The organism is Brevundimonas sp. (genome assembly GCF_027484365.1).
GTDB lineage: Bacteria > Pseudomonadota > Alphaproteobacteria > Caulobacterales > Caulobacteraceae > Brevundimonas.
The window spans coordinates 189,307-200,938 of sequence record NZ_JAIXTC010000030.1 but is presented as its reverse complement, the minus strand read 5'-3'; the positions used below and the strand labels follow the sequence as shown (position 1 = coordinate 200,938).

Below are 11,632 nucleotides of genomic sequence, written 5' to 3'. Positions count from 1 at the left end.
CGGGCCTCGTCGACCGGCGCCCCCTGGCCGCGCGCGGCGGCGATGTGGTCGGCCAGGACGTCGGAGGCGCGCAGCAGGGTCTTGACCGTGACGTCGTCGCACGGCTTCCGCTCCGAACGGATCTCGTCCAGCAGGGTCTCGAACACGTGGGCGAACCGCACCAGATCTTCCAGGCCGAAGGCCCCTGCCCCGCCCTTGACCGAATGCACGGCGCGGAAGACCGCGTTCACCGTCTCGCTGTCGGCGTCACCCTGTTCGATCGCGAGCAGGCCCGTCTCCAGGTCGCCGAGCAGCTCGTCGCACTCCTGGAAGAAGACGACCTTGATCGCCTCGAAGGGATCGACCGCGTCACTCATGGGTCAGGCCGCCACGCGACGCACGGCCTCGACCAGCCGGGCCGGGTCGAACGGCTTGACGATCCAGCCCGTGGCCCCGGCGTCGCGGGCGCGCTGCTTCTTGGCCGCGTCGCTCTCCGTGGTCAGGACCAGGACCGGCGTCGCCCGGTGGAGCGGATCGGCCCGCACGCCCTCGATCACCCCGAACCCGTCCATGCGCGGCATGTTGATGTCGGTGATGATGACGTCGGCGCCCTCGGCCGCCAGGGTCTCCAGCCCGTCCACGCCGTCCACGGCCTGGATCACGCGGTAGCCCGCGTCCACCAGGGCCATCAGCAGCATGTCGCGCATGGTGCGGCTGTCGTCGATGGTCAGAACAGTCTTGATCACGAGCGGGCTCCCAGCGGGCGATCGGCAGAGGCCGCCCCGAATGCGTTCCATTGGTCGGCGAACTCTCGCGAGACATCGTCGATGTTCAGCACATGGCCGTCACGGGCCCAGGTCTGCTGGGCCGAGATCAGGACCTGAAGACACAGGCCGCCCAGCCGCTCGACGCGCGAGGCGTCGAGGGTGACCGACTGGCCCCGCATCGGCAGCAGGGCCGCCTTCAGGGGTTCGGCCTGGGCCAGGTCGAGAACGGCCGGCAAGGACAGGGCGGCGGTCATCAGAACTCCTCCCAGCCGTCTTCCGAGACGACCGGCTGCGGCTTGCGGGCCGCCCCGCCGGAGCCCGTGGCGCGCATCTGGGTCACCGGACGGTTGGCCGGGCGGACCGGAGCCGGGGCGGACCGGGCCGGGGCGCGGACCGCCCGGGCCGGCGCAGCGCCTTCGCCGATCTCGAAGCGGGACACGGAGTTCGCCAGGGCCTCGGCCTCCTGCGACAACGAATGGCTGGCGGCGGTCGACTGTTCGACCATGGCCGCATTCTGCTGGGTCACCTGGTCCATCTGGTTGACGGCGGTGTTGACCTGCTGGAGGCCGGTGGCCTGTTCCTGGGCCGAGGCGGCGATCTCCGACACCAGGCCGTCGATCTCGGCGACACGGCTGACGATGCGCTGCAGGGCCTCGCCGGTCTGGCCGACCAGGGCGACCCCGGCATTGACCTGGGAGGTCGAGGCCGAGATCAGGGTCTTGATCTCCTTGGCCGCTTCGGCCGAGCGCTGGGCCAGGGCCCGGACCTCGGAGGCGACGACCGCGAAGCCCCGTCCGGCGTCGCCGGCGCGGGCCGCCTCGACGCCGGCGTTCAGGGCCAGGAGGTTGGTCTGGAAGGCGATCTCGTCGATCACCCCGATGATCTGGCTGATCTCCTGGGCCGACTTCTCGATCGCCCCCATGGCCGAGACCGCGTCGCGCACGACATTGCCCGAGGTCTCGGCGTCGCCCTTGGCGGCCTGGACCGTCTCCGAGGCCTGACGCGCACCCGAGGCCGTGCGGTTCACCGTGGCCGTGATCTCGTCCAGGGCGGCGGCGGTCTCCTCCAGAGAGGCGGCCTGCTGCTCGGTCCGACGCGACAGGTCGTCCGCCGCCTGGCTGATCTCGCCCGAGCCCGAACGGATGGCCGAGACATTGTTCACCACGACCGACATGGCCTCCTGGAGCTGGGCCAGAGCCGTGTTGAAATCGGCCTTGATCTGCGCGTAGCTGCCCTTGAACTCCGCAGTGATCTGCGCGGTGAGGTCACCGTCGGCCATGCGTTTCAGACTGGCGGCAAGATTTCCGACGATCTCGTCCTGCTCGTCAGCCAGACGCTTCCGCTCCACCTCCCCCTGCGTTCGCTCGTTTTCGACAGCGGTGACATCGGTGGCGAACTTGATCACCTTGTAGGGCTTGCCCTCTTCATCCAGCACCGGGTTGTAGGAGGCCTGAATCCAGCAGTCCGAACCCTGTTTGGTCACCCGCAAAAACTTTCGGGCGACAAAGCGACCCGCGCGAAGTTCATCCCAGAATGCTGTGTAGTCAGCACTCGACGCCTCGCCCGGCGGCACGAACATACGGTGATGCTGCCCTACGATTTCTTCGGACCGATAGCCGAGGGTGTTCAGGAAGTTCGTATTGGCGCGCAGGATTGTGCCGTCGAGCTTGAACTCGATCACCGCCTGGGACCTGTCCATCGCCGCGACCTGGGCCTTCAGCTCTCTGAGTTCATCCGCCGCTGCCTTCCGGGCATGTGCGGCTTTGGAGAACAGCATGGCGAGCAACCTCATGGTCAACGATTGTGTGGCTAAGCCTTGCCTTCAAGGATTCTAAATTTTCGTGAACTGCATGTTCGAAGAACGGCATGCGTTCGTCGCCGACTGGACGAATTCGCTCCAGGTTTGAGCGCCCGGCCCATTCCATTGTCCAAGGTCATGCACTTGGGGAGACAGCGGCCATTGCGTGCCTATCCGCCTCATTCCGTCAGCCATGTCGCCGCGGCGTTACCTGACGATGGCCTCAGCCGGAGCGATACATCCCCGGCCGTCGGCAAAGAGAGAGGCGACGGCATCGGCGCGCCGCCGCAGGACCATGCGGCGATTGATCGAGCCCTTGTCGGAGACCTCATGGGCCTCCGGATCGGGAGCGCCTTCCAGGAACAACAGTCTGGCGATGCGACCGGACTGGCCGGGATTGTCGCGGTTGTGTGCGGCCAGGGCCTCGGCGACGGCGGCGCGGATGACGGGATCGTCGGTCCCGGTCCCGCCGGTCCGTCGACCCACCCCCTCAGGGTCGGCCCAGGCGAGGACGGCGATCTCGGCCTGACCGTCGCCGCAGACGACGACGTCGCGCACGATCCCGGCCAGACGGCCCAGAAGCGAATCCCGCAGGCGACCGGCGGCGACGAAGGTGCCGTTCAACAGTTTGAACTGTTCGGCGCGGCGGCCGGCGAAAAACATTCCGCCCTCGGGCCGGTCCCGATCGTGAAAGTCGGCAAGGTCCTCCATACGCAGGAATCCCTCCTCGTCGAAGGCGGCGACGGTCTGGTCCGGATCGGCGAAGTATCCCGGCGTGACCGAGGCGGCCTTGACCCTCACCTCATAGACCCCGTCGCAAGGGACCAGTTTGAACGAGGCCCCCGGAACCGGCAGGCCTATGCCGACCCGGGTGTCTTCCCACCAGGTGTAGCTGATGGCCGAGCCGGTCTCGGTCGAGCCATAGCCGGAGACGAAGACGAACCTCTGGCCCGTGGCGCGGACCGCGATCCTCTGCAACCGGTCGTGCAGGGCCTGGGGCAGGCCGGCGCCGCCGAACAGCATGGCGCGCAGTTCCGTAAAGAAGCGCCGGGCGAAGTCGTCGTCGGCCTCCAGCGCATCCGCCAGCATCGCATAGCCGTTCGGCATGGTGCCGTAGTAGCGCAGCGGGATCTCCTTGAGGTTCCGGATGGTTTCGTCGAACCTGCCGGGCATGGGCCGGCCGTCGTCGATGTAGAGGGCGCCGCCGAGGCAGGTGATATTGGTCATCAGCGACGACCCGGCGATGTGGCTCCACGGCAGCCAGTCCAGGACCTGGCGATCCCAGGCGAAGGCGTCGCCCATGGCCTGAAAGCCGGAATGGGTGTTGCCCGTCGCCATGGCCATGGTGTGGATCACCGCCTTGGGACGTCCGGTCGAGCCGGAGGTCAGAAGGTAGCGGGCCGGCCTGGTCGGATCGAGGGCGGCGACACGGGCGGAGAGATCGGGGGCGGGAAAGCCTGCGGCCTCGGACCAGTCGACGGCGCCGGGCACGCCGGGTCCGTCGGTAAGCAGGATCGCATCCGCGGGCGCGACGGCGGCGATGGCGTCCGCGAACGGTGCCCCCTGTTCGGCGAAGATCAGGCCCGGCCGGATCAGGTCGACGACGTGACGGAGTCGCTCGAAGTCCATCGACAACAGCGAATAGTTGACGCTGACCGAGGTCGCCGGGATGCCCGCCACCATGCCGGCGAAGATCAGGACGGCGTGGTTCAGGGAGTTTTCCGACAGGATCAGAATCGGCCGCTCCGCCGTCATACCGCGATCCATGAGCCAGGCGGCGACGGACGCGACACGGGCCCTGCCCTCGCCATAGGTCACGCGTGTCCAGTCGCGCGCCGGGCCCTCCCGCCGCGCGAGCCACAACTTCTCCGGCGTCCCGTCGGCATGACGCCAGAGGGCAGCGGCGAGGTTCGGGTCGTAGGGTTTGAGCGGCGCCTTGCCGGAGACGATGATCACCCCGTCCGGGCGCCGTTCGATCTCCACCCCCACCTCCCCGAACCGGACGGGACGACACGGCGCAGCGGTCAGGTCGATCGTGGAAAGGGCCTCGGTCATGGCGCGATCCTAGGACCGGCGAGGTGACTTGCAAATCGAGATTTATCCACGCGGGCGACGCGCGGCTTGAACTGGTGCTAGGATCGACTCGACCCGGCGCAGATCGGGCCGAAGACAAAGACGATTCCGCGTGACGCCTCCCTCCACCCGCGATCTGATCATGGGCAATCCCGTGGCCCGCGCCTTCGCCGTGACCGGTGACGCCTGGACCCAGCTGATCCTGCGCGAGGCCTTCTACGGCGCGCGGCGCTTCTCCCAGTGGCGCGACCGCCTGGGCATGCCGAGGAGCGTCCTCACCGACCGGCTCAATCGTCTGGTCGCCGCTGGGTTGCTGGAACAGCGGGAAGCCCGGGGCTCGGCGACGCGGATGGAGTACCGGCTGACCGAGATGGGGCTCGACATGTTCGGGGTCGCGGTCATGCAGGGGCAATGGGAGCGGAAATGGGCGCGCTCACCGCTGCAGGAACGCTACGCCATGGCCTTCTACGACCGGGAGTCCGGCGCCCGGGTCGAGCCGGCGATCTTCGATCACGAGGGCGGTCGCCCCATCGAGATGCACAATGTGCGCTGGGAGGCGCGCGAGGGACTGACGCCGATCGCGCCACCGACCTCGCGCCGCCGTCGGACCCAGCCGATCGAGACCGACCGGGCGATCATCGACCGTTCGACCGACATCATGGGCGACTACTGGAGCTGGGCTGTTCTGGCCGCCGCCTTCTTCCGCCTGCGCCGGTTCGACGAGATCCACGAGGCGCTCGGGGTGGCGACGAACATCCTGGCCGACCGGCTCAAGACCATGGTCTTGCAGGGGGTGCTGGAGAAGCGGCTCTACCAGAAGGCGCCGCCCCGGTTCGAATATCGTCTGACGGAAGCCGGCCGCGATCTCTATCCGATGATCATGGCCATGCACGGCTGGTCGGAGCGCTGGCTGTGCGCGGACGGGTCACCGCTGCGTCTGATCGAGACCGGGACGAACGCGCCGATCTCGGCGGTGGTCTGCGATCTGGCGACGGGAAGGAAGATCGATCCGCGCGCCATCCGCTGGGAGGTCGAGGCGGCGGCGCCGGTCGAGACCAGCGCCGCCTGAACCGAATCAGAAGCTCCGGCTGAACGTGACGCCGTAAGAGCGCGGCGGGCCGAAGACGCTGAAGCCGACGCCCACATTCTTGATGATGTGCTGCTGGTATTCGGTGTCGCCCAGGTTCTTGCCGTAGACGGCGATCTTCACCCCGTTCGCGGCTTCCCACGAGGCGTAGGCGCTGACCAGGCTGTGTGCCGGCGAGCGGACCTCGGGGTTGTTGGACGGGTCGAAGAAGAAGTCGTCCGTCCATTGATAGTCGACACGCGCCGCCAGTTCGCCGCCCCACAGGTCCCACTCGCCGTCGGCATAGAGGGTGTACTGGCTGTCCGGAGACCGCGGAAGGGTCAGGCCGTTGTACGGGAGGATGGAGGCGCCCGACACGGCGTTCGACGTGTACTGGGCGTCAAGCGCTGTGTAGGAGCCCCCGATCGTCACGTTGTTCGTGACCGCGAAGGCGCTCTCGATCTCGTAGCCATTGACCTCGGCCTGGGCGTTGGACGTGACCAGGTTCAGACCCAGCAACTCATAGACCTGCAGGTCGTCGTACTCGAGCTTGAAGGCGGCGGCGTTGAAGCGCAGCCGGCCGTCCATCACGGTCGATTTGAGACCGAGTTCATAGTTGTCGAGCAGTTCCGAGCGCAGCGGCCTGCCGGCCTGGACGCCCGTCTGGGCGGTCGACGGGAAAGACCCGGCCTTGTAGCCCCGGTCATAGGAGGCATAGAGGCGCACATTGTCGAACGGTTCGACGGCCAGGGCCAGCTTCCAGGTCGGTTCCTCAAAACTGGCCTCGGCCCGAATGTTGTAGGGCGACCCGGTCGGCCCCAGCGGAATTCCGACCGGCGGGTTCAGCCCGAGATCATTGTCCAGCGCGACCTGATGGATCTCGCGCTCGTCATGCGTCCAGCGCGCGCCGAGGGTCAGTTCCCAGATGCTGGCGAACGGAATGGTCGCCTGGCCGAAGGCGGCATAGCTCGAGTTCGAAGCCGTCTGGTTGAAGGTGGTGTCGCCGCCGAACGACGGCGGGGCGATCGGCAGGGCGGCCTGAACGATGAAGCGCTCCGAGCGGTCCACGTCCTCGCTGAAGTAGTAGACGCCGGCGACCCAGCTGATGGCCGAATCCGGCTTGGAAACCAGCCGCAATTCCTGGCTGAACTGGCTGGCGTCTTCCGTCGCCCGGTCGTCGACCATCAGCGGGAAGTTGGGGAACGGCAAACCGCCCAGATTATCGCGCCAGCTGTATTCGTTGTTGCGATAGGAGGTGAGGGAGACGACGTCGAACGCCTCGGCCGCATACTCGGCCCGTACCGTGGCCCCCCAGTTGTCTCGGTCCTGGTAATTGTCCGCCGAGGAGTAGCTCTGGCGAACATCAAGCCCGGTGCGGAGGCTGTTGACGAGGGTGACGAAGGCCGGCGCCGTTCCGGACGCAGTGACCGGGATACGAGCGTGGCCGTCCATGCGGTCACGAGAGACATCGACCGATCCCGTCAGCGTCCAGGGTCCTGACTCTGTCATGACCGACACACGCGCCCCGAATTGGCTGCCGCCCTCCAGTCCCCGCCCCGAGGGCACGTTCTCGGCATATCCGTCGTTGGAGTTGACGCGGACCGCCAGGCGGGCCGCCGAACTCTCGCCCATCATGCGGTTGATCACCGCCTCGCCGCCCCATTCGTTGAAGCTCCCGTAGCGAAGCAGCGCCATGGTCGTGTCTTCAAGCTGCGGCTTGCGGGTATAGACGTTCAGAGCGCCGCCCGAGGCATTCCGGCCGTAGAGGGTCCCCTGGGGCCCGCGCAGGACCTCGACCCGCTCGACGTCGAGGAAGGCCAGAGCACTGGCGCCCGCTCGCCCGATCGACACTTCGTCGATGGAAACGCCGATGGACGGGTCACTGGCGGCTGAGTCGCTCGTGGTTCCGACGCCGCGGATGTAGAGCTGGGGCTCGCCGATGTTGAACTGGGTCAGAGTGACGCCCGGTGCCTTGGACGCGACGTCCTGGATGCCCGTTGCTGCCGTACGCTCGAGGGTTTCGGCGCTAAAGGCCGTAATAGCGATCGGCACGTCCTGCAGCGACTGTTCGCGACGCTGGGCGGTGACGATGATGTCGTCGAGCGAGGCGGCGTCGTCCTGGGGTGCAGCCGTCCCAGTGCTCTGGGCGAAGGCCGGCGCGGCCAGGCCGGCGGCCAGGATCAGCACGGCGGCGGACGCAGTTTTCCCGATGGTGGTCTTCATGTTGGCGGTCCCGTTCCCATGATTGGCTTCCTGTTTGCCGGAAGCTCTGCCGAGAGGCTTGCGCCAACAGACCATATTTGCAAGTCCTTTTACGCAAGTGATGTGCGAGGAGAGTTCATGGTCGACCGATCACTCGAGAACCGTGTTGTCGTCGTCACGGGCGCGGGGCGCGGTCTGGGCCTGGCCTATGCACTGGATCTGGCGGCGCGTGGCGCGAGCGTGGTCGTGAACACCCGCCCGAGGGCGCAGGGCCAACCGGCCTCAGCCGATGCGGTGGCCGGGCGGATTCGCGACGCGGGCGGCAGGGCCGTGGCCTGCGCCCTGGCGGTGGAGCAGGAGGGGGCCGGAGACCGGCTGCTGGCGGCAGCGCTCGAGGCGTTCGGCCGCATCGACGGGTTGATCAACAACGCCGGCGTGCCCGAGGCGATGAGCCTGCACAAGCAGAGTGTCGAACAGGTGCGCGGCGTCTTCGACATCAACTTCTTTGGCACATTGACCGCCACCCTGCCGATCTACCGGCACATGCGCGAGCAAGGATCGGGACGAATCGTGATGACCACTTCGGCGGCCGGCCTGCACGGAGTCCATGGCATGGCGGCCTATTCAGCATCGAAGGCGGCGGTGATCGGCCTGATGCGGGTTATCGCCCTGGAGGGGGCGTCCAGAGGCGTCCACGCCAATGCCGTCGCCCCCTATGCCCTGACCGGCATGACCGAGAAATACGTCGACGACGCCACCGCTGCGGCCATGCCGCCCGAGCTGGTCGCGCCGGTGGCCAGCTGGCTCGTCAGCGAGGGCTGCCGGCTGAATGGAGAAACGGTTGTTGCGGGCGCCGGGCGGGTTCGGCCGGCGTATAGAATTGAAGGGCCAGGACTGGATTTCGGGCCCGACACCGACGTCCCGCTGGATCGGTTTGACGCCGTCAGCGAAACCCTGATGTCGGCAGAGACCTGGACCCGCCCCCATGACGGCTCCGCGGCCTTCGAGGAGTTCCTGGCGGCGCGCCCCCCACTCGCCGCCACTAGCTGACTTGCGTTAAGATACCGCCTTGCGTAGCTTGCCTTTCTGGATGAATGGAGCTTGAGCCATGGCCGACGATGCCGCCGCTGCCCGCAGAATTTCGACCGGCGAACTGACCGGCCTGAATACCCTGAACCCCTATCTTCAGGGACTTTACGAGCCGGTCGCCGCTGAGACGACTGAGCTGGAGCTGACGGTCATCGGCGAGATTCCAAAGGACCTTCACGGCAGCTTTGTCCGCAACGGCCCGAATCCGCACGCGGCCCCCGAGGGGATGCACCACTGGTTCGACGGCGACGGCATGATCCACGCCGTCTATTTCGAAAACGGCAAGGCGGAGTACCGCAACCGTTATGTCGGCACCGACGACTATCGCGCAGAAAAGGCCGGCAAGGTGATCGGCGCCGGCGGGGTCCTGATGCCATCCGCGAAGTCCCGGGCGGAGTCGACGCGGGGCGAGCTCGTCTACAAGGACACGGCCAACACGGACCTCGTCTTCCACAACGGCTCGCTCATGGCCCTGTGGTACATCTCGGGCAAGCCGGTGCGGGTCGATGCGCGGACTCTGGAGACCTTGGGCAACGAGACGTTCGGCGGTGCCCTTCCCCGTCACGTCTCGGCCCACGGCAAGGTCGATCCGCGCACGGGCGAGTTCTGTTTCTTCGACTACTCCCTGACCGAGCCGTGGATGACATACGGTGTGGTGTCGAAGGACAATGTCCTGACCAACTTCCAGCGCGTCGAGCTTCCGGGGCCCCGCCTGCCGCACGACATGGGGCTGACCGAGAACTACGTCATCCTCCACGACCTGCCGGTGGTCTTCACCGAGGGCGGTCTGCGCAATCACATGTGGCAGATCAAGGTCGCCGATCAGCCCGCCCGGTTCGGAGTCGCGCCCCGCAATGGTCGGGGCGACCAGATCAAATGGTTCGAGACCGAGACCTGCTACATCTATCACGTCGTCAATGCATGGGAGGACGGGGACGAGGTGGTCATGACCGCCTGCATGATGCAGCCGAACGGCTTCCCGCCGAACCCGGCCTATGGCCCCTACGCCTCTATGGTCAATGTGCTGGCGCTGAACGCCGTGCCGGTCGAGTGGCGCATGAACATGGTCACGGGCGAGGTGAAGAAGCGCCGGCTCGACGACCGCATCGGCGAGTTCCCCGTCATCAACCTCGACTACACCGGCGCAAAGTCGAAATGGTCCTACCATGTGTCGATGGCGCCTGAGGAGCTGCAGCGCTTCGACGGCCTGCTGAAATACGACCTCGGCACGGGCGCAGCCCAGGAATACCGGTTCGCCGACGGCGTCGGAGGCTCCGAGCCCGCCTTCGCCCCGCGCATCGGTTCGACGTCCGAAGACGACGGCTATGTCGTGGTCTTCGCCACTGCGCCGGACGGGACCTCGGAGGTTCAGGTCCTGAATGCCCAGGACTTCGACAAGGGGCCGATCGCCCGCATCCCCCTGCCCGTCCGCGTACCCGCGGGCTTCCACGGAACCTGGGCGCCCGGCGACCAGATCGCGGCCTGAAACTGACCTCCGGGAGTCGCTTGTGACCGCCTATATTCTCGACGCTGTTCGCACCCCGCGCGCCAAGGCCCGCCCCGACGGCGGCCTCGCTTCGATGAAACCTCACGAACTGGTCGGGGGCCTGATCGACGCCCTGGACGCCCGCAACGGCGGTCAGGCCAGGACAGTCGACGCCCTGATCCTCGGGGCCGTGGGTCAGGTCGGGGCGCAGGGGGCGAACGTCGCCCTGGTCACCAAGATGTACGCCGGGCTTCCGGACGACGCCTATGCCTACTCGATCAACAACTACTGTGTCTCGGGCCTGACCGCGATCGGCCAGGCGGCCCAGATGATCGAGGCGGGCGGGGCGAAGACGGCCCTGGCGGGAGGCGTCGAGATGATGTCGCGCGTGCCCTTCATGGGCGACAAGGCCGACTACTACGAGGACGCCAGCTTCCCGCCGCGCACCCGCTACATCCCCGTCGTTGTCGCCGCCGACCGGCTGGCGGAGGACATCGGCGTGACCCGCGAGGAGATGGACGCCGCGGCCCTGACCTCCCAGCAGAAGACGGCGGCTGCCGAAGGAACGCCACTGGTCAGGTCGCGCATCCCCCTGAACGGCCTCGACAAGGAGGAACCGGCCCGCGCCTCGACCACAGCCGAAAGCCTGGCCGCCATGCCCGCCGCCTTCGGCGTCCTGGGCGTGCAGTATGCCGAGGCTCTGGAAGGGCGGGTCATCGACCACCGCCACACGGTCGCCCACGCCCCGCCGATGTGCGACGGTGCCGGTCTGGCTATCGTCACTGGCGAAGCGGCCGGCGCCCGGGCGAAGATCATCGCCTATGCCGAGGCCGGGGGCGATCCGGCGGCCTCCCTGACGGCCGGCTTCACCGCCATGGACCGGGCGCTGGCCAAGGCCGGCCTGAGCCTCGACGACATGGACCGGATCGAGTTCATGGAGGCCTTCGCCGTCACCATCGTCAAGTTCATGCGCGAACGGAAGGTCGATCCGGACAAGGTCAATGTCGGCGGCGGTCACATGGCCAAGGGCCACCCGATGGGTGCGACCGGCGCGATCCTGCTGTCGTCGCTGCTGGATGCGCTCGACGCCTGCGAAGGCCGCTACGGCATCGTCGTGGCCCATGGGGCGCAGGGCGTGGGCTCCGCCATGATCGTCGAGCGGATGGCCTGAG

10 protein-coding genes are annotated in these 11,632 nt (G+C 67.3%); 4 read left to right on the top strand and 6 right to left on the bottom strand.

Going from position 1 to position 11,632, the window contains the following annotated elements:
- From Q0044_RS16245 to Q0044_RS16225, 5 genes are all read right to left on the bottom strand, one after another.
- A partial coding sequence (locus Q0044_RS16245) for an Hpt domain-containing protein (protein ID WP_298163531.1) occupies window positions 1-356 on the bottom strand: 356 nt, incomplete at its 3' end.
- A 3-nt stretch (window positions 357-359) separates the two neighbouring features.
- Window positions 360-725: a response regulator gene (locus Q0044_RS16240; protein ID WP_298163530.1), complete on the bottom strand. Its 366-nt coding sequence runs from the start codon at window positions 723-725 to the stop codon at window positions 360-362.
- The gene (locus tag Q0044_RS16235) at window positions 722-1,000 is read right to left on the bottom strand and encodes an STAS domain-containing protein (protein WP_298163528.1); all 279 of its coding nucleotides are present in this window, start codon (window positions 998-1,000) and stop codon (window positions 722-724) included. The genes Q0044_RS16240 and Q0044_RS16235 overlap by 4 nt, the downstream gene beginning before the upstream one ends.
- The gene (locus tag Q0044_RS16230; RefSeq protein WP_298163527.1) at window positions 1,000-2,523 is read right to left on the bottom strand and encodes a methyl-accepting chemotaxis protein; all 1,524 of its coding nucleotides are present in this window, start codon (window positions 2,521-2,523) and stop codon (window positions 1,000-1,002) included. Before Q0044_RS16230 ends, Q0044_RS16235 begins: the two co-directional genes overlap by 1 nt.
- A gap of 228 nt (window positions 2,524-2,751) precedes the next feature.
- The gene (locus Q0044_RS16225; RefSeq protein ID WP_298163526.1) at window positions 2,752-4,599 is read right to left on the bottom strand and encodes an AMP-binding protein; all 1,848 of its coding nucleotides are present in this window, start codon (window positions 4,597-4,599) and stop codon (window positions 2,752-2,754) included.
- Window positions 4,600-4,729: 130 nt separating this feature from the next.
- Between Q0044_RS16225 and Q0044_RS16220 the strand changes: the two genes are divergently transcribed.
- Window positions 4,730-5,686: a winged helix-turn-helix transcriptional regulator gene (locus Q0044_RS16220; protein ID WP_298163525.1), complete on the top strand. Its 957-nt coding sequence runs from the start codon at window positions 4,730-4,732 to the stop codon at window positions 5,684-5,686.
- A 6-nt stretch (window positions 5,687-5,692) separates the two neighbouring features.
- Here Q0044_RS16220 and Q0044_RS16215 read toward each other — a convergent pair whose 3' ends face one another.
- Entirely contained in the window at window positions 5,693-7,906 is a 2,214-nt protein-coding gene (locus Q0044_RS16215; RefSeq protein ID WP_298163524.1) for a TonB-dependent receptor, read from the bottom strand.
- A 117-nt stretch (window positions 7,907-8,023) separates the two neighbouring features.
- Between Q0044_RS16215 and Q0044_RS16210 the strand changes: the two genes are divergently transcribed.
- From Q0044_RS16210 to Q0044_RS16200, 3 genes are read left to right on the top strand one after another with little or no spacing between them, the layout of a single operon-like run.
- On the top strand, window positions 8,024-8,935 hold the full coding sequence (locus Q0044_RS16210) for an SDR family NAD(P)-dependent oxidoreductase (protein WP_298163523.1): 912 nt from the start codon (window positions 8,024-8,026) through the stop codon (window positions 8,933-8,935).
- Between the two features lie 58 nt (window positions 8,936-8,993).
- Entirely contained in the window at window positions 8,994-10,460 is a 1,467-nt protein-coding gene (locus Q0044_RS16205) for a carotenoid oxygenase family protein (RefSeq protein ID WP_298163522.1), read from the top strand.
- A 22-nt stretch (window positions 10,461-10,482) separates the two neighbouring features.
- Entirely contained in the window at window positions 10,483-11,631 is a 1,149-nt protein-coding gene (locus tag Q0044_RS16200; protein WP_298163521.1) for an acetyl-CoA C-acyltransferase, read from the top strand.
- Window position 11,632 lies beyond the last annotated feature (1 nt).